Here is a 25,140-nt window from a genome sequence, read left to right as displayed (position 1 = left end):
AGAAAAATTAAAGATAAAGGATGGAATAAACCATATGTCTAAACAACAAATTGGCGTTATCGGTATGGCTGTAATGGGTCGTAATCTTGCCCTTAATATTGAAAGCAGAGGTTTCACAGTTTCTGTGTTTAACCGTTCAAAAGAAAAAACAGATGAATTAATGGCTGAGTCTCAAGGTAAAAACCTTTTGCCAACTTACACAATTGAAGAGTTTGTTCAATCACTTGAAGTTCCTCGCAAAATTCTTATTATGGTACAAGCTGGTGCTGGTACTGATGCAACAATTAACTCTCTAGTTCCACATCTTGCTGAAGGCGATATTATTATCGATGGTGGTAATGCTTACTTCCCTGACACAGAACGTCGCAGCAAAGAGCTTGAAGCACAAGGTTTCCGCTTTATCGGTACTGGTGTTTCTGGTGGTGAAGAGGGAGCTCTTAAAGGTCCTTCTATTATGCCTGGTGGTCAAAAATCAGCTTACGAGCTAGTTGAACCAATTCTTACTGCAATTTCTGCTAAAGTTGGCGATGATGCTTGTTGTACTTATATCGGTCCTGGTGGTGCTGGTCACTACGTGAAAATGGTGCACAATGGTATCGAGTATGGCGATATGCAATTAATTTGTGAAGCTTACGATCTATTGAAAAATGTTCTTAATGTTTCTACTGAAGACCTTCATGAAATCTTCACAGAGTGGAATAAAGGTGAGCTTGATAGCTACCTAATTGAAATCACTCGTGATATTTTCTCTAAATACGATCCAGAAACTGGAAAGCCAATGGTCGATGTTATTCTTGACTCTGCTGGTCAAAAAGGTACTGGTAAATGGACGAGCCAAAGCTCACTAGATCTTGGTGTACCGTTGTCCATCATTACGGAATCTGTATTCACTCGTTTCTTGTCTGCAATGAAAGAAGAACGCGTAGCTGCAAGTAAAGTACTTAGCGGCCCTGTGCGTCCTGAATTTACTGCTGATAAAGGTGAGTTCATTGAATCAATCCGTAAAGCACTTTATGCAAGTAAAATTTGTTCTTATGCACAAGGTTTTGCTCAAATGCGTGCTGCATCAGATGAGTATGGTTGGGATCTTAAATACGGCGAAATCGCAATGATCTTCCGTGGGGGTTGCATTATCCGTGCTGCATTCCTACAAAACATCAAAGATGCTTACGATCTTAATCCAGAACTTCGTAACCTATTACTTGATCAATATTTCAAAAACATCGTTGAGACTTATCAATCTGCATGGCGTGAAGTTATTGCGACAGCTGTGAAATTCGGTGTGCCTGTACCAGCATTCTCTAGTGCACTTGCATACTTCGACAGCTACCGTTCTGAGCGTCTTCCTGCAAACTTGCTTCAAGCTCAACGTGACTATTTCGGTGCTCACACATTCCAACGTGTGGACAAAGAAGGTTCATTCCACTTCAACTGGATGCAATCTTAATTAGTTAAGACAGTAAACCTTGCGAAGCTTGACGAAGCCATTGGCGTAATCGTTCTGCTTCCTGGTCACTACTGTTGCGGCGGCTAATTAGCGCCATAGCTACATCAGCATAAGCATGAAAATTTTGTAACAACTGTGGCTGCGACAGACCCGTAATAGCTGGGTCTTCGTCAGCCACTTTTTTTGTAATATAACCAAGCATCCAGACGACATCCTCACGAGATAATGGATATGTGGAATCGAGAATACGTTCGATTTTTTGCTTTGTTTGATCTTGAAATGAATGCTGGTGTAGTTCTTTCATTATTAATCCCTCCTAAATTTTTTTCATAGGCATCTCGATAATCTTCATTGAAAATGAAAAGTCGCTTCGAAAGCATGAACTAACTTTTTTCTACCCTAACGCTTGCCAAAGATGATATGATAGTGTAGATGAACACTTGTAAAGGATGAATACTATGCAAATTAATTCATTACGTAATAAGATTATATTAATCGGCTTTATGGGTACTGGTAAGTCTGCAGTAGCCGATGGATTAGCAAGTGAATTACAGCTACATAAGTATGACGTTGATGTGGAAATTGTTAAGCATGCTGGTCAAGAAATTCCCGAAATCTTCGCACAAGCGGGTGAAGAAGCGTTCCGTAATATAGAGACGGAAGTGCTTAATGAACGACTAAGCTCTCCAGAAGCATCAATTATTGCAACTGGTGGTGGAGCAGTTCTTAAGCAAAGTAATCGAGAAAGCATGCTAGAGCATGGCTTTGTTATACATTTGATTGCGAGTAGCGATGTTATCATTTCTCGTGTGAAGCATGATACTGGTCGTCCGTTATTGCAAGGGGATGTTACCGAGCGTGTCCATCAACTTATGACTGCTCGTGCTGGTGCTTATGACTTTGCACATTATTCGATTGATACATCTGATCTAACTTTACCTGAAGTCGTTAACAAAATCGTTGAAGTATGGCAACAAGCCAATTTAGCATAGATAATGAAAAGGAGATATCAATCATGGATGTAATCGTTACCCCAACCCCTAATTTGCAAGGTGAAATCGGAGCTTTATCTTCAAAAAATTATACAACTCGTTATTTGCTAGTTGCTGCATTAGCAGAAGGTACAAGCACCATTCATTTCCCTGCACATAGTGAAGATAGTGATGCTATGCGCCGTTGTATTCGCGATCTTGGAGCAGTTCTAGAAGAAGATGAGCAGAAAATCGTTATTACTGGCTTCGGTTCTAAGCCAAAAGATATTAAAGAGCTTGACGTTGGTAATGCGGGTGCAGTACTTCGCTTCTTAATGGCAATAGCATCAATATGTCCCGATGTTACGTTTGTTAACCGTTATCCAGATTCACTAGGTAAGCGTCCACATCAGGATTTGATTGATTCTCTTACAGCAATGGGCGTTGAGATTGAGCACAATGAAGGAAAACTACCAATTCGCATTCAAGGCGGCAAGCCTCGTGGCGGTCATATCCAAGTATCTGGAAATATTAGCTCTCAGTTTCTAAGTGCTTTACTATTCCTTACACCATTACTTGAAGAGGATAGCGAAATTGAAGTGCTGCATGATTTGAAATCAAAAGTAGTAGTAGGTCAAACACTTGAAGTGCTTGAGCAAGCAGGTATTGTTATTCATGCTGATGAAGATTATATGCGCTTTAAAGTGCCAGGCAACCAATCTTATCAAGCGAGAGAGTATACTGTTCAAGGCGATTACCCTGGATCTGCGGCAATTTTAGCTGCTGCAGCAGTAACTAACTCTAATGTTATTGTACACCGATTAATGGAAAATAGTAAGCAGGGAGAGCGTGCAATCATTGATGTACTTAAGATGATGGAAGTGCCGCTTACCCATGAAAATAATATTGTCCATGTTCAAGGCAATGGTGTATTAAAAGCTGTGGAGTTCGATGGTGACCATGCAACGGATGCTGTACTGGCGATGGTAGCAGCAGCGGTATTTGCGGAAGGAACCTCTCGTTTCTATAACGTTGAAAACTTGCGCTACAAAGAATGTGATCGAATTACCGATTACTTGAATGAGCTTCGTAAAGCAGGTGCTAATGTAGAGGAGCGTCAAGCTGAAATTATCGTTCATGGTTCACCTGAAGGACTTCCTGGTGGCGTCGAGATTAATGCGCATTATGACCATCGCGTTATTATGGCATTGACGATTGTTGGCTTGCGTTCAAAAGAACCATTACGCATTAAAGATGCTCATCATGTTGCGAAATCTTACCCGAATTATTTTGATCATTTGAAGGCATTAGGTGCGCAGGTAGAATGGGTAGAATCTTAAAGCGGTAGTTCAAAATCATAGCCAATGATCTCGATTTGCAATATATATGTTCCAATCATATATATTACAAAAGTACCCATACTATGACAAGAGGTTGGTCAACTTTTAATTCTGTGGAGGTGTTAAGCAATGGCATTTGAAAATCCATCGCGAGATGACATTAAAAAATTATTGTCTAATACTAAAGTAATTGCCGTCGTTGGTCTATCTGATAATCGTGAGCGAATTTCTTATATGGTATCTGAGGCGATGAAGAAGAAGGGATACACGATTGTACCCGTAAATCCTAAAGCTACAGAAATACTAGATGAGACATGCTATCCATCTTTGTCTGACATTCCGTTTCCTGTTGACTTAGTCAATGTGTTTCGTCGCAGTGAATATACTGCAGAGATTGCGGAAGAAGTCGTTAAAATCGGTGCTAAGGCGTTATGGTTGCAGCTTGGTGTATTTAATCAAGAGGCTGCAGATATTGCAACAGAGGGCGGTTTAACGGTTGTAATGGATCGTTGTATTAAGGTAGAAGACTCCATTCTACTTCCTCAAGGTAAATGAAGTTGACCCACTCTTGATTTATGAGATAAAGGTATTTCGTACTACAGAAATGTAGATGCGGAATACCTTTTTTAGATATTCTATTAATACTTGTACATATTCAGCTAATCTTCATTTGAAATAACAATTAAAAGTGATTTCTAATGGCGAATAGGAAATTTCAGATAGTAATCGTTATCTACAAATAAAAATTGTGGTAATCTTAGACTAGTGTAAGTTTCAGTGTTTTTACTTACATTGTTGAGTACTAATGTAATTTTGAAAAAGGACTGATTTGCAGTGTTGAAAAAATTAAGGCTTAGGTTAGCCATCACTATAGTAGCTATTTTCTTTGTCTTTATAGGTTATTCAGCGTGTAGCATTTGGTCTTTCAGTAATAAAGTTCAATTAGTTAAAACTGATGTGGCTGTGGTGCTTGGTGCTGCTGCTTGGGATAGTGAACCATCACCTGTTTTACGTGAACGGATAAATCACTCTATTTGGCTGTATGAGAATGGTTACGTGGATAACATAATATTTACTGGCGGCAAAGGAAATGGCGATAAGTACGCAGAATCAGAGGTAGCGAGGGAATATGCGATTCAACATAATGTTAATCCTGAGCATATTTTCATAGAAACGAAATCAAAAATTACGGAAGAAAATCTCAAATACGCATTCGAAATTGCAACAGCGAACAAATTTACATCATTCACGATTGTAAGTGATCCACTACATATGAAAAGGGCATTGTTAATGGCCGAACAAACTGGAATGGATGCTTATTCATCTCCTACACAAAGTTCTGCATATAAGTCACTAAATAGTAAAGTACCATTTTTCATGCGAGAGCTTTTTTTCTATGTCGGTTATATTTTTAGTCTGCCATTTAGGTGAATTTTACAAGGTCCAACTGCTTGTTTTCTACAACAATCTTTTTGACAAAAACGAATATAACACGTAACATCTTAATAGGTGTTTACTTACTATTAAATTATTTGGTTTTTTATATAACTATGGTCGCAAAGGAGGGTCGATATGGCTTTCGTTGGTAATTTACAGCAATTAGGACGCTCTGTTATGCTTCCAATGATCATTCTGCCTGCAGCGGCAGTATTCCAAAGCTTGGCCCAATTACCTTGGGAATACATAGGTTTGCCTGGTATGAACGAATTTTTAATGCTTGCAAGTCAATCGATATTCCATTTTCTACCCTATATATTTGCGTTAGGTATTGCACTAGGTTTAACAAGTAATGGTCTAAGCGCAGGAATGGCCGCACTTGTAGGGATGTTCATCTATACAGGGATTACAACAAAGTATGCACCTGGCACTGAGCCGACCGTCTTAATCGGAACATTTATCGGGATTGTAGCGGGTGTGTCGTATCTAAGATTCAAGGATTTACGTTTGCCAGAATATATTCAGTTTTTTGGTGGTCCACGGTTCGTACCATTTTTTGTGAGCTGCTTCACATTACTGTTTTCGATAGCGATGGTTAATTTATCGCAGCAGTTGGAATGGCTATTAGTAGAATTAGGTGAAGTGATTTCGCTCGCTGGTGGATTTGGCGTTTTCTTGTATGGGTTTGTTCATCGAATTTTAGTTATTTTCGGCTTGCATCATCTTGTCAGCCATATTTTCTGGTTTCAAGTTGGCGGCTATGAGACGGACACTGGCTATATGGTATATGGAGATTTACCGCGATACTTTGCAGGTGATCCAACGGCTGGTGTATTTATGGGCGGGTTATATCCGACGATGATGTTTGCTTTACCTGCTATTGCATTAGCCATTATTCACGAGGCACGAGAAGATTTGAAACCAAAAATTCGTCGTACCTTTACGTTAGCAGCGCTTGCATCGTTTCTAACGGGCGTAACTGAACCGATTGAATTCGCATTTCTATTCGTGGCGCCTTATTTGTATGTCGTACATGCACTACTATCAGGGCTTATTATGTGGATTACGTATGAGCTCGGTATATTACACGGCTTCTCATTCTCTGCTGGTGCGATTGATTATGTTATCAATATGCATCTCTCTACTAAAGGTTGGTTAATTATTCCGATTGGTATAGTGACTGGGATTTTATATTACTTTCTCTTCCGCTGGGCGATTACTCGCTTTCAGATTCCAACCCCTGGACGAGAAGAAGGCTCGCAACTTGACGAGTGGGTTGGTGATATCCCGTACCGTGCTCCGCTTATATTACAAGCCATTGGTGGTAAGAAGAATATCATACAGATGGAGTCTTGTATTACCCGTCTGCGCTTGAAAGTAACGAATGAGAAGGATATGGACATTAATGCACTTCGTAATCTCGGTGCTGCTGGAGTGATTCGCCTTGGGGGTGGACATGTTCAAGTTGTCTTTGGGACATATTCTGAGCTTATCCGAGAGGAAATGATCAAGACGATTCATCGCGATCAGCAGCAAATATCGTTCCATTCGCCAATGCAAGGAAAGATGATCCCATTATCAGAAGTTCCCGATCCGATATTTTCGGCACTACTTGTTGGGAACGGTGTAGCATTTATACCTGATCGTGGAGAATTAGTTTCTCCGGTAAAAGGGAAAGTTATCCACATTTATCCGACGATGCATGCTATTGGTATTCTGACAGACGATGGTCTTGAAGTGTTGATGCATATCGGTATTGATACTTCGAAGTTGGTCGGTAAAGATTACTTTACAGCAGTCGTTAAGGAAGGCGAAGAAGTATTGCCAGGTCAATTACTTATTCGTTTTAATATACAGAAGGTTAAAAAGGATAGTAAGTCACTTGCTTCTCCAATGGTCATTACGAATTCAGAGCGCGTCAAAGCTTGGCGATATGCCCCGTTCAAAGGCGTGAAAAAAGGTCAGTCTTCAGTAATGTCGGTTGTGCTTCATGAGAGCAAGGATGAGGGGGATATACAATGACTCAAGGAATCGGAGCATCATCAGGTATCGCAATTGGGAAATCTTTTGTCCTTCCCAATTGGGAATTTGAAGTGCCAGAACAACGAATTGATGTAGCAGACTTTGCACGCGAATTTGAACGAGTATATGAGGGGATTCGCACTTCAAAAGATGAAATTAACCAAATTAAAGACGAGCTAAAAGAAACAGTTGGTGAGGAAGAAACGCAAATCTTTGATGCTCATCTTGCAATATTAGACGATCCCGTATTTATGAATGAAATTCAAGGTATTATTCAAAGACAATATAAAGCTGCTGAAGTAGCTGTGAAGGAAGCTATTGATCATTTTGTAACGATGTTTGATTTGCTAGAAGATGATTATATGCGTGAGCGTGCACTTGATATTAAAGACGTTGGAAATCGCCTTTTGAAGCATTTACTAGGTGTTCCCGAAATTCAATTACCAAGTGATACGCAGCCGTTTATTCTCGTTGCCAAAGAAATATCGCCATCTCAATTGGTTCATCTTAATCCTGAAAATGTACTAGGTATTGTTACATTGTCTGGTAGCACTTCATCTCATTCTGCTATTATGGCCAGAGCATTAGGGATCCCGCTTGTTGTCGGAATGGAAGGCAAGATCGCGGAATCATTGGTTACAGGTCAGACGATACTCATTGACGGTAGTGATGGGACAGTGTATCTTGATCCTGCTGAACATCTTATTAAACGATATAGAGATATGCAATATAAATTAATCATGGCGCAGGAGCAATTGCATCATCTAGCGGATCATGAGGCGGTGACCACTGATGGTCAATTCATTAAGCTTGCTGCTAATATTAGTTCTGTGAAAGAATTAGAGATAGCGTTGAAAGGCGGTGCGCAAGACGTAGGCTTATTCCGCACTGAGTTTCTGTATATGGATCGCCAAGAATTTCCCACTGAGGAAGAGCAATTTCTTGTCTATCGTAAAGTAGTAGAAAAGCTGCATGGTGGTTCAGTTGTTATTCGTACATTAGACATTGGTGGAGATAAGCACCTTGATTATTATGATATGGAAGAAGAAGAAAATCCATTTATGGGCTATCGGGCTATTCGAGTCTCCTTAGATCAGAAGCAGCTTTTCAAAACTCAATTAAGAGCGATTCTGCGCGCAAGTACTTACGGAACAATTAAATTGATGTATCCGTTCATTACGTCTGTTAATGAAGTTAGAGCAGCGAATGCATTACTTGAAGAGGCGAAGGATGAACTTATGCAAGAAGGCATTGCATTCGATGATCACCTTGCAGTTGGTATTATGATCGAAGTTCCTGCAGCAGTAATGATTGCCAATCATTTGGCGAAGGAAGTAGATTTCTTCAGTATTGGTACGAATGATCTTGTGCAGTTTACATTGGCGGTCGATCGGATGAATGAAAGAATAGCAGATTTGTATGATCCATATCATCCAGCTATTATTCAAATGCTATCTTTCGTAGTCGATGCGGCGAAACGTCATGAAATTCCAATCAGTGTATGTGGCGAGTTGGCTGGGGATATTCGTGCATTGCCTATCTGGTTAAGTCTTGGAGTAGATTCATTAAGTATGTCGGCACATTCGATTCTACCATTGAAGGAGCGATTAATTCATTCCTCTCAATTAGAATGTATACAAGTATTCAATGAAGTAAGTCGAAGTGTTACTAGTGAAGAGATTAAAGCCATCCTGACTGAATATATGGATGTATTTGAAGAAACAGCGAATGGTTAAACCATTCGCTGTTCTAATGCTTGGACAAAAGCATGTGCATATGGGGGAAGGTCAGGCGGTCTACGTGCTGAGATGAGATTTCCATCGACAACGACAGCCTCATCGAACCATATTGCACCAGCATTTTCCATATCATCACGTATACCTGGAGTAGACGTAACTTTGCGATCCTGTAATATTTTTGCTGAGATCAGTACCCAGCCTGCATGGCAGATTTGACCGATTGGCTTGTTCTGTTCATTCATTTCTTGTACAAGTTGCAGCACCTTTGGATAGCGACGGAGTTGATCAGGCGCCCAGCCACCTGGCACGAGTAGGCCGCTAATTTCATCACTGTTCACTTCATCAAAAGAAAGGTCTGAGATGGCAGGTACGCCGTATTTTCCAATATGTTTTTTTCCTTTTTCAGGACCAGCAAAAAGTACAGTAGCTCCTGCTTCACGAGTACGGTACACAGGATACCATAATTCCAAATCTTCAAATTCATCGTGCAACAAGCAAATAACCGTTTGATTATGTAATGACATTGTGTTTTTCTCCCAACTTTTTATAATGCAAGACAATAGACTGTTAGCTAATGAAAAATATATAGCTAACAAAACTCGATGTTTTATGTATTCATTGTAACGAAGCTTGCTCATTTGAGCAAATAGGAGTGAAAGATTGTAGATTATGCTTTCGAAGCAACTTTTTATTTGCGAGAAGCTGATCTAGATAGTTAATAAATAGTTTTGAGGTTATGCTTTCGAAGTAACTTTTCATTTGCGTAGAAGCTGATCTAGGTAGTTAATCAAAAGTTTTGAGGTGAAATTGTAATGAAGTGGCTACGCTGGTTACCATCTATCCTGTGGATGGCTATCATTTATTATTTATCTTCGCGAACAGGTGATGAGCTTAATACAGTATTACCGTTCTTTCAAAAATATTTACCTTTTATTCAAGATTTTAACTGGGGACATTTTGTAAGCTACTTTATACTTGCAATGACAGTTGATTTTGCATTTGGTCGCAAATCATTGCAATGGCGCTATAAACTTATGATCATTTTGATATGCACGCTTTACGGTGCGACAGACGAAATTCATCAATATTATGTTGGTGGTAGAATGATGGACTGGCTTGATCTGCGAAATGACTGTATTGGTGCTACGCTTTGGGTATTGTTTATTAAAATTCCGTATTTTCAAAAGCTATGGAAAAAATTAAGTTTATCGTTATAGCAGGAAAATGGGTGAAAAATGTCGAACCACTTATATGGATACATAGATGCTTTTAGAAGGCTGAAATGAGTACATGTAAGGAGTGACCCTGATGCAAAAGTTATGTCTTTGTGGGGAAAGTATGTCTCTAAAACTTCGAACAGTTATTTTTTCTGGAAAAGTAGAGATTGATAATGTTCCGATATATACTTGTGAAACATGTAGTAGAAGTGAAGTAATTCCTGAAATCAAAGCGGATCTTACAGGATTTATTGAAGAATTAGGTGAACAGCCTAAAAAGATGAACATTTTGTTTAACGAACGCAATGAATGGGCAAATTTATTAGTAGAGTATAAACTTACAAAAAAGACTGCCCAAACAGCTAAGGATCAATTAGAGCAATTAATGAAGAGTCGTACCAATGAACTTCTTGATCTGTATTTATTAGCACAAAGCCTACAGGATCAAGACTGGTTAGATTCAATAGTGAAAAAATTAACCCAGCTTGGAGCTCAAACTAAGCCTGCATAAAGCAAAACATTGCGAAATTTGTAGTTTTACAGTATCATAATTCCAATATGTGTCGAACGTTTCAATTAATTTATAGCAAATGGAGAGAGTGCTCGTGACGGTAACAATATATGATGTAGCAAGAGAAGCAGGTGTTTCAATGGCAACGGTTTCCAGGGTTGTAAATAATAACCCTAACGTGAAGCCGGCCACTCGTAAAAAAGTATTTGAAGCTATTGATCGTTTAGGTTATCGACCTAATGCAGTTGCACGTGGATTAGCTAGTAAGAAAACTACAACAGTTGGCGTTGTTATTCCTGATATATCAAATGCTATTTTTGCTGAGGTAGCTCGTGGAATTGAAGATATCGCCAATATGTATCATTACAATATTATTTTGTGTAATGCTGACAAGAAGAAAGATAAAGAAATTCGCGTAATTAATACATTGTTGGAAAAACAAGTAGATGGTCTATTGTTTATGGGTGGTGCAGTCACGGAAGATCATCAACAAGCTTTTAGAACCGCGAATATTCCGATTGTACTATGTGCAACTTCGGATGAATCAAGAGAAATGCCTTCTGTTGATATTGATCATGAAACAGCTGCATATGATGCGGTACAATCATTAATTAAGCATGGTCATCGTCGTATTGCGATGATTAGTGGAACACTTGAAGATCCATCGAATGGATTTGCTCGTTTTAGTGGTTACAAAAAAGCTTTAGTTGAGGCTGGCTTAACCTATGACGATACATTAGTTCGTATTGGTAATTATCGCTATGAATCAGGATCAGATGCAATGCGTTACTTTTTAGAGCTTGCTAATCGTCCATCTGCTGTATTCTCAGCAACTGATGAAATGGCAATTGGTGCGATTCATGCGATTCAAGATAAAGGGCTACAAGTACCTGCAGATATATCTGTAATTAGTGTTGATAACTCACGTATGGCATCTATGGTTAGACCATTGCTGACGACAGTTGCCCAACCGATGTATGATATCGGAGCGGTTTCTATGCGTTTATTAACGAAGCTAATGAAGAAGGAAAATGTCGAACAAGCGCAAGTTATTTTGCCGCATGAGTTAATTGTTCGCGAATCTGTAGGAGGCAACTAGAGTAATGGCATACAACAAGATTGGCATTATTGGAGCGATGGTTGAAGAAATTGAATTGCTTCATCAAAATGTGAAAAATGTTGAGCAATCGACAATTGCCGGCATAACTTATTATGAAGGTACATTGCATGGACAAGCGGTGATTTATTGCAAATCTGGCGTAGGTAAAGTAAATGCTGCCATTTGTACACAGGTGTTATTGTCGATGGATGTAGATTGCGTATGGTTCACTGGTGTGGCAGGAGCTCTTGATCCTAGATTAAATGTAGGAGATATCGTTATCTCTAGCAGCGCATTGCAGCATGATATAGACGTCTCGCCACTTGGCTATGCTAAAGGTGTTATTCCATTCCAGGAAGTGTCTGAGTTTGTTGCTGATGAAGCATTAATTAAGCTCGCTGTTCAAGCTAGTGAAGCGTTGTTCCAAAACCGTACTGTGGTAGGTAGAATTGTTTCTGGCGATCAGTTTATCGCTAGTGTTGATAAAGTGCAAGAATTACATGAACAATTTGGCGGGGCATGCGCGGAGATGGAAGGTTCATCTGTAGCACAAGTTTGTTATGCGAATAACATTCCGTTCATTATTATTCGTTCTATGTCGGATAAAGCGGATGGTTCTGCCGATGTGACTTATACGGACTTCGTTGTAGAAGCAGCCAATAATTCATATGCAATCATTGATTATATGGTCTCAAATTTACAGTCATAGTCTAAAGTAGTATGATAAAAGCTAAAGTCCTCAAAAACCGATTTTTTCGGCTCTTGAGGGCTTTTTATGATGAGCGCAACCTCAAATATCTTGAATCAATATGTCAGCTACCATTCGATTGCGTTGTGTTATTTCTGCTCGCCTTGGCATAGCTGACATGATATGAGGCTCATCCTGCCAATATAATGGTAGTTCATCGGTAGCATAGCTACTCCAATAACTTCTCCATGCTTCAGGGAGCGGGTGAAGCTCTTGCTTCTTGAATTGTTCTACTAATTCATGATCATTCATCGCTAACCATACATGCGACCATGCTCGCGGAACAACACGCCATAAATCATAGCCACCGCCTCCGATCGCTACCCATTTACCTTGACAATGTTGATGGGCAAACTGATGGATAATCGTAGGGATTTGTTCATAAATACGCATTGAACAATGAAGATGTGAAAGTGGATCATATGTATGAGCATCACAGCCATGCTGGCTGACGATAAGGTCGGGTTTATAATGTTCAATCACCTTTGTTAGCGTAAGTTGAAAACATTCGAGCCAGGAGTCATCTTCTGTATAAGGATCGAGAGGCATATTAAAGCAAGCGCCGTAGCCATGATCTAGCCCCTTTTCATAGTGGTACCCAGTACCTGGAAATAGAAATTTTCCCGTCTCATGAATCGAATAGGTGCATACATTGGGATCAGCATAAAAACTGAATTGTACTCCGTCACCGTGGTGTACATCCGTATCGATATAGAGAATTTTAACTTGATGCTGCTGCTGAATATGTTTGATCGCAATAACCGCATCATTATAAATGCAAAATCCTGCTGCGCGATTTTCGAAGGCGTGATGCAATCCCCCAGCCAAATGGTAGGCATGATCTGTTTTCCCTGACATAACGGCTTCTAAGGCGCTTACAGTGCCAGCTACAATAGAACAGGCGGCTTCATGCATCCCTTGGAAATAAGGTGTATCGTCCCCATGCAATCCATATTGCTCAGCTATATCAATTACTACATGATCTGGCTCGCTGCTGCTCAGCGCTTTAATGACTTCGATATAATCTTTACTATGAGCAAGTGACAGTAGATGCTCTACATCAGTTATCGCAGGTTCTTGTATTTGATGAGGCCGAAGCGCTCCAATATGCTCTAACAAGCTTATCGTTAACTGATAGCGAATCGGATGGAAGGGATGATCGCTTTGAAATTGATAGGCATTCGCTAATGTAGAATGAATGAAGACAGGTTTTGACTTCAACATAAATACAATCCATTCCTTTCTGTATGCTAATCAGTTTACTTAATACATGAAGCGACTGCGGAAACGAACGCGATCAAATCTTTCAATCGAGGAAAGAGGTACTTCTGATCCGATTTTGACCATTAAGCAATTTGCTGGATGAGCACAGATTTCTTCATCATCAGTTGCGTACCAGATCATATCGACCGTCTGCATTAATTTTTCCATCATTTTACGATAATCCCATACATTTAATCCACTACCTTCTAGATCCCAGTGCCAATAATATTCAGTCGTATAGACGATCATATTGTCTAGCTGCTGCTCGGCGAAAGAAAGTTGAACGAGATCTTTTGCTAAGCCGAGTCCACGAAAGTTATCAGCGACTTCAATAGCTCCGAGTTCCACAAGATCAATCATTTTACCTTTAGACCAGCGTTCGTATTCGTCTGGATAATGAAACGTTACATAGCCGATAATATGCTGATCGATTGAAGCGGCAATAATTCTACCTTCAGGCAAGGAAGCGATTTCAACTAATGCTTCATGCTGCTCTAATGGACGTCTGAATGCATCAAGCGCTGTATCCATAGTCATATTACGTAGTTGCTCAGGAGCAATAGGACCGGAGATTATAATGTTTTTCTGCAAGGAAGGGATATATTTCTCAATCGATTGAAAACGCTTTCGATGCTCCATTGCCAATCTCCTTTTATATGAAATAATATTATTTATGAATAACTGTATATAATATAACTATATACTAATTATTACTAGATTGGAATTAGGTAGTGCAAAGTAATATAGTTATGATATAATAATTTCCATGAAAGCGCATACCTTTATTATATATGTTTGAAATTAGGAGAGTGATCCAATGAACGAATTACATCAAGAGCGTATTGCTGCAACGGTAACTAATGGGAACTTACAAAGCTATGAACAAGCACGTGAGAATTTTTCATGGGAACAAATTGAACAACAGCTAAGTTGGTCAACTACAGGTAAAGTTAATATGGCATATGAAGTAATGGATCGTCATGTGGAGAATGGTAAGGGGGATAAAGTTGCGTTAATTTATAGTGATCAACAGCGGGAAGAGAGCTATACCTATTCACAATTAAGCAAGGGAAGCAATCAATTCGCAAATGCACTACGAAAACTTGGTATTCATAAAGGTGAGCGAGTATTTATATTTATGCCGCGCACACCAGAATTATATATGAGTGCACTTGGCATTATTAAGGTCGGAGCCATTGTTGGTCCGTTATTTGAAGCATTTATGGAAACGGCAGTGAAAGATCGTTTAGCGGATAGTGAAGCAGTTGCTATCGTGACGACACCTGCGTTATTATCTCGCATAAAGCGTGATGAACTACCTGATTTGAAGCATATTATTGTATTTGGCAATGATGTGGTAGAAGACGACGGTATTTTATCCTATGAAAGATTAATGTCTGAAGCTAGCGATGAACAAAATATAGAATGGGTTGATAGAGAAGATGGTCTAATTCTTCACTATACATCGGGCTCGACAGGTAGACCGAAAGGTATTTATCATGTACATAATGCAATGGTTCAACATCTTTACACAGGTCAAATTGTACTAGATTTGAAAGAGGACGATATATATTGGTGTACTGCTGATCCAGGCTGGGTGACGGGTACTGCATACGGAATTTTTGCTCCTTGGCTCAGCGGTGTCACAAATGTGATTCGAGGTGGACGCTTTAGTCCAAGTGACTGGTACAGCATTATTGAGAAATATAAAGTAACGGTATGGTACAGTGCTCCTACTGCATTCCGGATGCTGATGGGTGCCGGCGATGAAATCGTTAATCAATTCGATCTAAGTAGCTTGCGTCATGTTCTTAGTGTAGGAGAACCACTGAATCCAGAGGTTGTCCGTTGGGGGATGAAAGTTTATGAGCATCGAATTCATGATACATGGTGGATGACAGAAACAGGAGCACAATTAATTTGTAATTATCCTAGTATGGATATTAAACCAGGCTCAATGGGTAAGCCGATCCCAGGTGTGGATGCGACCATATTGGATGATTACGGTAATGAGTTACCACCTTATCGTATGGGTAATTTAGCGATTAGTACACCATGGCCGTCTATGATGCGCAAAGTGTGGAATAACGATGCGAAGTATGAGGAATATTTCCGAATTGAAGGATGGTATGTGTCAGGTGACTCTGCATATCGCGATGAGGATGGCTACTTCTGGTTCCAAGGGCGTGTTGATGATGTGATTAACACGGCTGGTGAGCGTGTAGGTCCATTTGAAGTTGAATCTAAGCTGATTGAGCATCCAGCTGTTCTAGAAGCCGGAGTCATCGGTAAGCCTGATCCGATTCGTGGAGAAATTATTAAAGCATTTATTGCTTTGCGAGAAGGTTATACAGCATCAGAGGAGTTAAAAGCAGAAATTTCGCAATTCGTTAAAGTTGGATTGTCAGCTCATGCTGCACCACGTGAAATTGAATTTAAGGATAAATTACCGAAGACGAGAAGTGGTAAAATTATGCGCCGTGTGCTGAAAGCATGGGAGCTTAATCTACCTACAGGTGATTTGTCTACGATAGAAGACTAATCACCTGACAGAAAGAAAAGGGACATCGTTCAGTCTAAAGACTGAGCGATGTCCCTTTTCGTTGGTTACATATTATTGCACGACTAGTTTAATCGATTGAGAAGACTCACCGGTTTGATTTTCAGCTGTGACGACATATGCGCCACCAGGTTGAACACCGCTATGTTCAATACTAGTTCCATTGGAGGAACTAAGTAATTGATAATTCCCATCGTTAGCAGCACTATAATACAGATGATAAAGCGATACTTGTTCAGATAACGGACTTGGAGCCCAACTAATAATGAGATTGAGACCTGAGTATTCGGCACTCAATCCAGAAGGAGCGGCTGGAAGTGCAATCGTTGTAGAACCGTCTCCATTCCCGCTGTTATTATCTGGGTTCGTTGGATCAGTTGGAAGATCCGTTTCCTCACCGATTTCAGGGAATGGATTCGCGATTCCTAATGTTACGGTTAAGCTTGGACTGGATTGCTTTCCGACAACATCGACAGACACGACATAAAAGCTCGTGAAGTCCGCAGCATTGGCACTCACTGTCATAGAATAGCTATCTTTACTGAAAATGATAGAGTCACCGTACTTCTCGAATTCTCCATTGTTAACGGAACGGAATACACGATATCCTACGATATCATTGGCTTTACTGTTAGTGAATGTCAATACGCCGTTGTTCAAGCGAACGTTCGGGGGAGCATCAGGTAGAGATCCATCATCTTCACGAGGGTCTGTAACCGATGGAGCGTCTCGCCCAGCATCAGCAGGAACGTATACGGACAGATCACGACGACTGCTTGCAGCTATTTTCGCTTGAGCTGCTTTTAGATCGAGCATAAGTTGATCTAAAGGCATTTTACGAATGATAACAAGCTTTTCTGCTAACATATCTTCTGGTGTCAATTTATTGGGAACATAGTTAATACCGTTATATTCAACAACCTTCATATTGACTAATGTATCGTCAACCTTTTTCGGAATGAACGGTTTGTTGAACCAATCCGTAACGACAAGTCCTCCTTGCTTGTTAAGCGCAGATGGGAGCAAACCGCTCGTTGAAGATACCGTCGCTTTTACAAGATTATCAGGTTGAACAAATTTTTTGTTTTCGAATAATTGTGGTTGCTGCTCTGTTAATTGATTCATAATAAGTGCCCAAAGTGAGCGAGCCCTTGTACGACCTGCTGTCGTTAATGTATGAGTGGGCTTCTCGTACCCAGCCCATACTCCTAATGTAACGTCTGGTGAGAAACCAACAAACCAAACATCACCATAGCTTTGTGTGGATCCCGTTTTACCACCGAATTGAATATCGCGATAACCTTTCAATTGGCTAGTAAGCGCATGTGCGGTTCCTGAACCGTCAGCAATAGTCGTTCTTAGCATATCAGCCATCAAAAATGCACTTTGCTCGGAAACGACACGCTTCGGTGTATCCTGATGCTCATAGACAATTTTTCCATCTGTATTTGTAATTTTTGCGATCATGAACGCATCATGGAATACCCCTTTATTAGGTATCGCACCGTAGGCATTCGTAAGTTCTTCTACTGTTGTTCCGTTAAGCAGACCGCCAATTACACCAGTTTTTGCGGAGTAATCACTTTCGGAAATCGTAGTAATACCCAATTCTTTAACGAAATCAAGTGCAACAGGTATAGTCAACACTTCATTATAAATTTTTAGTGCTGGAATATTCAATGATCGATTAAGTGCAGTTCGTGCAGTCACTAGTCCAGCGAATCTACGATTAGCGTTCATTGGAATATGGAATCCCTTTTGACCATCTTTCAAAATTAACGGTGCATCATCAATAATACTTGCTGGTTGAATTAATCCTTTATCAATAGCAGGTAAGTAGGCTGCTATTGTTTTCATTGTAGAACCAGGTTGACGAATCATTTGAGTGGCGTGATTAAGCTGTTCTTGATAGAAGTCACGACCTTCAATCATTCCTAATATAGCACCTGTTGTATGATCGATTAGAATTGCACCAGTCTGCTCTACACCTTTTTCTGTACTATCAGCAGTAAAGTTGTCAGGGTTGCTACCAATTTCTCGCATAATATCGTATATTTCTTTGTTGATCGTCGTATGAACATGATAGCCACCACGAAGTAGTTCTTCACGGGCATCTTCAATTAAATTAGCATTTTCGGGTAAATTCAAATCTGCAGCTGTTAGCTCTTTATTCTTTTGTAATAGTAATACTTTTGCAGCTTCACGCTCAGCCTCTAACATAAGGAATGGATACGTATTGTAAGCTTTCTCAGTTGGCTCAGCAATCGAAGCTCGAATATCGAATGCAAGTGCTGACTTATATTGGACTTCATCAATTTTCCCGGTTTCAAGCATACGACTTAATACTACGTGTTGACGCTTAATGGCATTGGCAATACCTTTTTCATTATGTTGCCCAGAGCCAGTAAAGGCAGTATACGTTGATGGTAATTGTGGTAAGCCTGCGAGATAAGCAGCTTGAGCAATATTAAGCGTGCTCAAATCTTCAATGCCAAAAATCCCTTTAGCAGCTGCTTGAATACCAAATACTTGATAACCGTTAGAACCATTACCGAAAGGCATTTTATTCAAATAAGCTGTAATAATTTCTTTTTTGCCCAAATATCTTTCCATCCGCAGGGAAAGGAAAATTTCTTTGATTTTTCTACTATCTGTACGATCCAAATTAAGGAATACCCGCCTGGCAAGCTGCTGTGTCAGTGTGCTCCCACCAGTTTGATTGTCCTCATTAAACAGTTTTTCTTTGACGGCACGACCAAGGCCCCATGCATCTATTCCTGGATGTGTAAAGAAATGACTGTCTTCAGTCGCTACTAATGCATCAATTGCGATTTGAGGGATGTCATCATATGTAATTACGATGCGATCTTCATCTGTCCGTAACTGACCGACAAGTGTTTCATCATTGAAATATACATAACCTGTCATAGAATACTCAGCAACTTTGCTTTGAATATAAGATTGTGATCTTATATCTTCACCCTTCACATTGGCTGCAACATAGCCTGCAACAACACCGCCTGCTAATAAACCGCCAAATATGACGAATAATAGAATCCATTTTAATGTTAAGAAACTAATAAGTACAAACCAACGCCATTTTCCATAAGGAAGTGGCTGTGATTGTTGTTCCTCATGCATATTTTCACATTCCTCCTCTAGCATAACGGAAATATTATACCATAAAAGTGTTAGATAAGTATATTTTTCGCGCAGAAGCTACTGTCGAATGTTGTATTTAATAATAGAATAGTTAATCCTTACGATGAATCGATATACATATTTGTAATAAAAATGAAACCAATATTGGAAAATGATGTATTACTGATTGTAATCATGTAATATAAAGTGGATGGATAGTATAAGTAAAGGAGGAGGGGAATGGAAAACTTATATTGGGGATGTCTCATATTCGGTATTTTGTATACCATTGTTGTCGTTATATTTGGAGATATTCTTGCGGGAGCAGTTGATGCTACGCTGGAATGGCTGCAATTTGACAACCTACCATTTATTCAGCCGATCACTCTAGTCGGAGGGTTAGCTATTTTTGGTGGAGCCGGAATCTTACTAGCACATTACACGGATTTGGTAACAGTATTGGTCGTATTAATATCGATAGGCATCGGAATCATTGGTATAGTTTCCTTATACTTTGTATATGTGAAGCCAATGGAACAAGCTGAAATGTCAACAAGCTATTCAATCAACGAATTAGTAGGTAAGGAAGCTCTTGTAACTACTCCTGTTCCAGTAGAAGGATTCGGAGAAGTGATCGTGAAGACGATCGCAGGTATTACGAGTCATATCGCAGCTAGCTATAATAAGCAGTCTATTGCAGGTAACAGTCAAGTCGTCGTTGTAGAAGTCCATGACGGTATACTGTATGTGGCAGAAATTCATTTGTAATGTTATGTGATGCTTCCAAGTAATTTTATTTCCAAATAGTTAATAAAAATTGGCTCATGCTTCCGATATGACTTTTTTAACAAGTAGAAGTCAATCGAGTAGCGACAAAAAGTTTAGGAGGTAATATTGAATGAACGAAATGTATATAATCCCTGCAATTGTAGTTGGAATTATTGTAATTATTGGTATAGCTTTTTGGGCAAGATACAAAACGGTTAGCCCTGATGAGGCGATGTTAATTACCGGATCATTTCTAGGCACACGTAATACATTGGTTGATGAATCAGGTCGTAAGGTGAAAATTATTCGTGGTGGCGGAGCATTTATTTTGCCAATATTTCAACAGGCACAATTTTTATCTCTTTTGTCTCATAAATTAGATATTGCAACACCAGAAGTTTATTCCGCACAAGGGGTACCGGTATTCTCGAATGGTGTAGCTATAATTAAAATTGGCGGCGCTGTGGAAGATATTGCGACAGCTGCGGAACAGTTTCTAGGCAAGCCTACTGAAGCTTTAAAAGGTGAAGCGCAAGAAGTATTGGAAGGTCACTTGCGTGCCATTCTTGGGATGATGACTGTTGAAGAGATTTATCGTAATCGTGATAAATTCGCTCAAGAAGTACAAGGTGTCGCTGCACGTGATTTGAAAAAAATGGGTCTAGTTATTGTTTCATTTACAATTAAAGATGTACGCGATAAGCATGGATATTTAGATGCACTTGGTAAGCCAAGAATTGCGGCAGTTAAGCGTGATGCGGAAATAGCAGAAGCGGAAGCAGCACGTGATGCTACGATTAAAAAGGCACTTGCAACGGAAGCAGCACAAAAAGCTGAACTTATGAAAGATACAAATATTTCTGAAGCAGAGCGTGATAAAGAAATGAAAATTGCTTCCTTTAAAAAGGATCAAGATACAGCGAAAGCCGAAGCGGATCAAGCGTATGCGATTCAAGAAGCAAAAGCGAAGCAGACTGTAGTAGAAGAACAGATGCGTGTTGAATTGGTTCGTAAGGAACGTGAGATCGATCTAGAAGGAAAAGAAATACTTAGACGTGAGAAGCAATTTGATGCTGAAGTGAAGAAGAAAGCAGATGCTGATCGTTATGCTGTTGAGCAGGCTGCTGAAGCGAATAAAGTGAAGCAATTGAAAGAAGCAGATGCGATTCAATATCGTATTGAGGCTGAAGCGAGAGCGAATGCTGAACAAGTACGATTGAAAGGTATTGCGATTGCTGATGTTGAACGCGCTCAAGGTACTGCAATAGCAGAAGTTATCCGTCTGAAAGGATTAGCGGAAGCGGAAGCGAAGGAAAAATTAGCGTTGGCTTTCGAAAAATTTGGCGAAGCGGCTGTATTAGATCTTGTAATGAAAATGCTTCCTGAATTGGCAGGGAAAATCGCGGAACCAATTGGTGCAATCGATAAACTATCGGTCGTAGATACAGGAAATGGTGAAGGAGCAGCGCGCTTAAGTAATTATGTTACTTCGTTAATGGCGACAGCACCAGAAATGCTTGAAAATGTAACAGGTGTTAATGTGAATGAGCTTATTCAAAAATTTGTTTCTGGAGACAAGAAGCAACCAAATATCATCGAGCAGACACTTGCTGCAGTCGTTAACAACGAAAATAAAGTTAACGAAAGTGACTCAAACTTGTAATCGATTGACTAATAACTGAATAAGTACAATAAAAAGGACTGCATCGAAATGCAGTCCTTTTTGATTGTTGACAAAAGGCATATGGAATGTAAGTGTTCCCCATGCCTTTTGTCATATCTAGTTGATCTCGTTGTGAGGAGGGGCTTAGTTATACGATTTCTTAAAGCCGAGTATTGTTAATTTTGAGACGAATTTTTTCTGTATGTTTTAATTATTGCGATCAACTGATCTAAGGTTCCGCCAGACATTATTTTAGAAGTTTCGTCATCAAATGTTGAAAGGACATATGAGTCGTTGACGATATAATAAGTACCCGATTTAGCGTAAAAATATTTCCCTTCATGACTACCCACGCCTTTAACTACTCCGAGAATTAATTTCATACCTGGTTTTAATTCTGGTTCTGAGCCAATTAAAAGGGTGTTATGAGCTAATATAATCTCACGATCAACAGCGTCGCCTGCAATAACTTTATCGACGGATAACTTATATTGTACAAATTGTTCTTTTTGATCGTAACCGTTTTTCTTTTTTATAGCTTCCTCTGCTTCACTTGTTACAAGAAGGGTAATTTCATAATTAGGAAGTTGTTCTTCTACTTGAGCAATGATAACGGAGTCCATACCCTCCATCGCCTCTTGAAATGACAAGGGTTTTGATGAAACTAAAGCTGGACTATTATTGTAGGTTGGATATTCATTCCTTAATTCAGTAATTTCCTCGATACTAAGAAAGTCGTTATTTGGTTTAGATGGTATAGAGTAGATGATGGCTACTAGTAAAGCTGCGATAATAATTGTTGATGTTATAAAGAGACTAGCTTTCTTTGAATTAATATTCATTATATCAGCACCTCAGCTTTTAATTATAGAAGTTATTTCTAACCACTTGTATATAATTGTCCAATTAAACATAAAAAAACATACCTAGCAAACTAAACGAGATGCTAAAGAAATTAAAGAGCCTTAAGTCTTCTTCCCTTAATTTCAATTTATATCCTACTTATTATATTTAAGAAACAAAGATGTATGCCAAGCATTCTTTGCATATAGTATCAAAAAGGTATAGAGAGCGAGGTAATTATTTTGCATCCTCAGTACAATTGCTTCAAACCATTTATAGGACCATTTGACCCTTGTCCCCCTGTAACAGTCAAATGCTATAGTACACCCCCAAATTTATTTATGGGATTTCAACCGCCTAATTTACCACAATTTAATCCCTACGATGCTCTAAGATATGGAACATTATGGCCGGCTTTATTTAGCCCCTATGATCCAAAGGGTTGGGAGGGGGCTGATGTATGAATGTTGTAATAGATGATCAGTATTATCAAATTCTTCACAATTTGCAAGCGATAGACTTTGTCTTAGTAGAACTAACCCTTTATCTTGACACCCATCCGGAAGATGTTGATGCCATCCATCAATTTAACCATTATGCGAATGAGCGAAAGAATATAGTTACATTATTCGAATCAAGGTACGGTCCACTGATGCAATTTGGGCATAGCCTCTCACCTGATACATGGGAATGGGCAAATACTCCTTGGCCTTGGCAAGTTTAACCTTCTGAAAGGGGACAATATTAATGTGGGTGTATGAAAAGAAACTACAATATCCTGTCAGAGTCAGCAAATGCGATCCAATGATGGCTAAGTATTTAATGGAGCAATATGGTGGTGCTGATGGTGAATTAGCTGCTGCACTTCGCTACTTAAATCAACGATATACTATACCTACCAAAGTAATTGGTTTGCTTACCGATATTGGAACAGAAGAGTTTGCTCATCTTGAAATGATAGCTACGATGATATACAAATTAACGAAGGATGCAACTCCAGATCAGATGAAAGCTGCTGGTCTGGGTGCCCATTATGCAGCACATGACCATGCATTATTTTATCAGAATGCATCAGGAGTACCTTGGACTGCTTCCTATATACAAGCTAAAGGAGATCCAATCGCAGATTTATATGAGGATATAGCTGCTGAGGAAAAAGCTAGAGCGACTTATCAATGGTTAATCGATATGACGGATGATGTTGATTTACAGGACAGCTTAAAATTTTTGAGGGAGCGTGAAGTCGTTCACTCTCAGCGTTTTCGCGAGGCTGTTGAAATCGTAAAATCAGATCGTGATCAACAAAAGATATTTTAATGTAGAAACATAATGAAAAAATCCACTCTAATATAATGTCAGAGTGGACTTTTATTGTGGTTGGGGAAGTCATCTTTGTTTAGAAAGTATGATGAATCGTCGTACATACATTATTAATCTGACAATACTAATTAAAAGAGTACATCAGTTAATCGTTCTTAACAAGTAATAATTTTCCTCCAAAAGCGTCTACCCACTCAATTTATAGCAGTCCCCAATTAGCCCCAATTGGGTGCAGTTTAATGCATTATCTTGCGTTTTTGAATAAAATAAAAAAAGCCCAAGAGCCTTGATACTACGGGCTCTTGGGCTTTTAACACTGTTTCCTACGCCGAAAAGTTATTAACGGCTGTAGAACTCAACGATTTGTTGCAAGTCGATTTCTTGAGAAAGCTCAGCACGCTCAGCAAGACGAGTGTATTTACCCTCAACTGCTTGTTCGTTGAACTCAACGTAACCAGGAAGGTGTACACGAGATTCAATAGCTTCCTTAAGTGACTTCATGCTGCGGCTACGCTCACGAAGACCAATTACATCACCAACAGAAACTGCATATGATGCGATGTCAACTTTTTTACCGTTTACTGTGATGTGACCGTGAGCAACAAGCTGACGAGCACCAGCACGAGTGTTAGCAAAAGCTAGACGGTAAACAAGGTTATCTAGGCGGCTTTCAAGAAGCACGATGAAGTTATCACCAGCGATACCTTTCATTTTCGTAGCTTTAACATAAAGATTGTGGAATTGCTTTTCGCTCAAACCATACATATGGCGAAGCTTTTGTTTTTCCATAAGTTGTAGACCATAACCACTGATCTTGCGACGAGAGTTAGGGCCGTGTTGGCCTGGAGGGAAAGCTCTTTTCAAGTCTTTACCTGTACCGCTTAGAGAAATTCCAAGGCGACGGCTTAGTTTAAATTTAGGACCAGTATAACGTGACATATGTTTATTAACTCCTTCATCAAATGAAATTATTGAGGATGGGGTTGTGTTTCGCGGATAAGAAGGTTATAAAGTAAGAATTCATTCTTACACTGCCCCGCACATCAGCCGC

General features: G+C 39.6%; 24 protein-coding genes. 17 read left to right on the top strand and 7 right to left on the bottom strand.

Annotated features, from left to right (window positions below):
* The first annotated feature begins 34 nt into the window (after positions 1-34).
* Complete coding sequence (gene gndA, locus AC1TO5_RS02530) at positions 35-1,447, top strand: NADP-dependent phosphogluconate dehydrogenase (protein ID WP_482061212.1); 1,413 nt, start codon at positions 35-37, stop codon at positions 1,445-1,447.
* 4 nt (positions 1,448-1,451) lie between these two features.
* Here gndA and AC1TO5_RS02525 read toward each other — a convergent pair whose 3' ends face one another.
* Positions 1,452-1,751 carry a hypothetical protein gene (locus tag AC1TO5_RS02525; protein ID WP_482061211.1) on the bottom strand — a complete coding sequence of 100 codons (300 nt, stop codon included), beginning with the start codon at positions 1,749-1,751 and terminating at the stop codon, positions 1,452-1,454.
* Between the two features lie 154 nt (positions 1,752-1,905).
* Here AC1TO5_RS02525 and AC1TO5_RS02520 point away from each other — a divergent pair, with 154 nt between their 5' ends.
* The 6 genes from AC1TO5_RS02520 to ptsP all read left to right on the top strand — a co-directional run bounded on the left by AC1TO5_RS02520 (position 1,906) and on the right by ptsP (position 8,953).
* Positions 1,906-2,439 carry a shikimate kinase gene (locus tag AC1TO5_RS02520; RefSeq protein WP_482061210.1) on the top strand — a complete coding sequence of 178 codons (534 nt, stop codon included), beginning with the start codon at positions 1,906-1,908 and terminating at the stop codon, positions 2,437-2,439.
* Between the two features lie 23 nt (positions 2,440-2,462).
* Positions 2,463-3,758 (top strand): 3-phosphoshikimate 1-carboxyvinyltransferase, encoded by a 1,296-nt coding sequence (aroA, locus tag AC1TO5_RS02515; protein ID WP_482061209.1) that lies wholly within the window; start codon positions 2,463-2,465, stop codon positions 3,756-3,758.
* 129 nt (positions 3,759-3,887) lie between these two features.
* A complete protein-coding gene (locus AC1TO5_RS02510) occupies positions 3,888-4,313 on the top strand; it encodes a CoA-binding protein (protein WP_482061208.1) in 426 nt (141 codons plus the stop codon).
* A 279-nt stretch (positions 4,314-4,592) separates the two neighbouring features.
* Positions 4,593-5,189, top strand: a complete 597-nt coding sequence (locus AC1TO5_RS02505) for a YdcF family protein (RefSeq protein ID WP_482061207.1) — start codon at positions 4,593-4,595, stop codon at positions 5,187-5,189.
* Between the two features lie 141 nt (positions 5,190-5,330).
* A complete protein-coding gene (locus tag AC1TO5_RS02500) occupies positions 5,331-7,217 on the top strand; it encodes a glucose PTS transporter subunit IIA (protein WP_482061206.1) in 1,887 nt (628 codons plus the stop codon).
* A complete protein-coding gene (ptsP, locus tag AC1TO5_RS02495; RefSeq protein WP_482061205.1) occupies positions 7,214-8,953 on the top strand; it encodes a phosphoenolpyruvate--protein phosphotransferase in 1,740 nt (579 codons plus the stop codon). Before AC1TO5_RS02500 ends, ptsP begins: the two co-directional genes overlap by 4 nt.
* On the opposite strand, the gene AC1TO5_RS02490 is transcribed toward ptsP, so the two are convergent.
* The gene (locus tag AC1TO5_RS02490; RefSeq protein WP_482061204.1) at positions 8,950-9,480 is read right to left on the bottom strand and encodes a type 1 glutamine amidotransferase domain-containing protein; all 531 of its coding nucleotides are present in this window, start codon (positions 9,478-9,480) and stop codon (positions 8,950-8,952) included. The two genes, ptsP and AC1TO5_RS02490, sit on opposite strands and share 4 nt — an antisense overlap.
* 288 nt (positions 9,481-9,768) lie before the next feature.
* Between AC1TO5_RS02490 and AC1TO5_RS02485 the strand changes: the two genes are divergently transcribed.
* The 4 genes from AC1TO5_RS02485 (at position 9,769) to AC1TO5_RS02470 (ending at position 12,492) form a co-directional block, all read left to right on the top strand.
* A complete protein-coding gene (locus AC1TO5_RS02485; protein ID WP_482061203.1) occupies positions 9,769-10,173 on the top strand; it encodes a VanZ family protein in 405 nt (134 codons plus the stop codon).
* A 91-nt stretch (positions 10,174-10,264) separates the two neighbouring features.
* On the top strand, positions 10,265-10,684 hold the full coding sequence (locus AC1TO5_RS02480; RefSeq protein ID WP_482061202.1) for a hypothetical protein: 420 nt from the start codon (positions 10,265-10,267) through the stop codon (positions 10,682-10,684).
* Positions 10,685-10,778: 94 nt separating this feature from the next.
* The gene (gene ccpA, locus AC1TO5_RS02475) at positions 10,779-11,783 is read left to right on the top strand and encodes a catabolite control protein A (RefSeq protein ID WP_482061201.1); all 1,005 of its coding nucleotides are present in this window, start codon (positions 10,779-10,781) and stop codon (positions 11,781-11,783) included.
* A gap of 4 nt (positions 11,784-11,787) precedes the next feature.
* Positions 11,788-12,492, top strand: coding sequence for a 5'-methylthioadenosine/adenosylhomocysteine nucleosidase (locus tag AC1TO5_RS02470; protein WP_482061200.1), 705 nt, complete (start codon positions 11,788-11,790; stop codon positions 12,490-12,492).
* An 81-nt stretch (positions 12,493-12,573) separates the two neighbouring features.
* Here the strand turns inward: AC1TO5_RS02470 and AC1TO5_RS02465 are convergent, their stop codons facing one another.
* Positions 12,574-13,755, bottom strand: coding sequence for an acetoin utilization protein AcuC (locus AC1TO5_RS02465; RefSeq protein ID WP_482061199.1), 1,182 nt, complete (start codon positions 13,753-13,755; stop codon positions 12,574-12,576).
* 39 nt (positions 13,756-13,794) lie between these two features.
* Complete coding sequence (locus tag AC1TO5_RS02460) at positions 13,795-14,433, bottom strand: GNAT family N-acetyltransferase (protein WP_482061198.1); 639 nt, start codon at positions 14,431-14,433, stop codon at positions 13,795-13,797.
* A gap of 178 nt (positions 14,434-14,611) precedes the next feature.
* Between AC1TO5_RS02460 and acsA the strand changes: the two genes are divergently transcribed.
* Positions 14,612-16,336, top strand: a complete 1,725-nt coding sequence (acsA, locus tag AC1TO5_RS02455; protein WP_482061197.1) for an acetate--CoA ligase — start codon at positions 14,612-14,614, stop codon at positions 16,334-16,336.
* A 72-nt stretch (positions 16,337-16,408) separates the two neighbouring features.
* Here the strand turns inward: acsA and AC1TO5_RS02450 are convergent, their stop codons facing one another.
* A complete protein-coding gene (locus AC1TO5_RS02450; protein ID WP_482061196.1) occupies positions 16,409-19,495 on the bottom strand; it encodes a transglycosylase domain-containing protein in 3,087 nt (1,028 codons plus the stop codon).
* 240 nt (positions 19,496-19,735) lie between these two features.
* Here AC1TO5_RS02450 and AC1TO5_RS02445 point away from each other — a divergent pair, with 240 nt between their 5' ends.
* Together AC1TO5_RS02445 and AC1TO5_RS02440 are read left to right on the top strand one after the other, a co-directional pair.
* Entirely contained in the window at positions 19,736-20,263 is a 528-nt protein-coding gene (locus AC1TO5_RS02445; RefSeq protein WP_482061195.1) for an NfeD family membrane protein, read from the top strand.
* Between the two features lie 130 nt (positions 20,264-20,393).
* Entirely contained in the window at positions 20,394-21,926 is a 1,533-nt protein-coding gene (locus tag AC1TO5_RS02440) for a flotillin family protein (protein WP_482061194.1), read from the top strand.
* Between the two features lie 176 nt (positions 21,927-22,102).
* On the opposite strand, the gene AC1TO5_RS02435 is transcribed toward AC1TO5_RS02440, so the two are convergent.
* The gene (locus AC1TO5_RS02435) at positions 22,103-22,768 is read right to left on the bottom strand and encodes a hypothetical protein (RefSeq protein ID WP_482061193.1); all 666 of its coding nucleotides are present in this window, start codon (positions 22,766-22,768) and stop codon (positions 22,103-22,105) included.
* 243 nt (positions 22,769-23,011) lie between these two features.
* On the opposite strand from AC1TO5_RS02435, the gene AC1TO5_RS02430 reads away from it, so the two are divergent.
* From AC1TO5_RS02430 to AC1TO5_RS02420, 3 genes are read left to right on the top strand one after another with little or no spacing between them, the layout of a single operon-like run.
* A complete protein-coding gene (locus tag AC1TO5_RS02430; RefSeq protein WP_482061192.1) occupies positions 23,012-23,233 on the top strand; it encodes a spore coat associated protein CotJA in 222 nt (73 codons plus the stop codon).
* Positions 23,230-23,493 (top strand): spore coat protein CotJB, encoded by a 264-nt coding sequence (locus tag AC1TO5_RS02425; RefSeq protein WP_482061191.1) that lies wholly within the window; start codon positions 23,230-23,232, stop codon positions 23,491-23,493. The genes AC1TO5_RS02430 and AC1TO5_RS02425 overlap by 4 nt, the downstream gene beginning before the upstream one ends.
* 23 nt (positions 23,494-23,516) lie before the next feature.
* Positions 23,517-24,086: a manganese catalase family protein gene (locus AC1TO5_RS02420; protein WP_482061190.1), complete on the top strand. Its 570-nt coding sequence runs from the start codon at positions 23,517-23,519 to the stop codon at positions 24,084-24,086.
* A 342-nt stretch (positions 24,087-24,428) separates the two neighbouring features.
* Here AC1TO5_RS02420 and rpsD read toward each other — a convergent pair whose 3' ends face one another.
* Positions 24,429-25,028 (bottom strand): 30S ribosomal protein S4, encoded by a 600-nt coding sequence (rpsD, locus tag AC1TO5_RS02415; protein WP_482061189.1) that lies wholly within the window; start codon positions 25,026-25,028, stop codon positions 24,429-24,431.
* Positions 25,029-25,140: the final 112 nt, after the last annotated feature.

The organism is Paenibacillus sp. Y930, assembly GCF_056786375.1.
The sequence above is the reverse complement of the archived record's forward strand: the minus strand, read 5'-3'. Positions and strand labels throughout refer to the sequence as shown.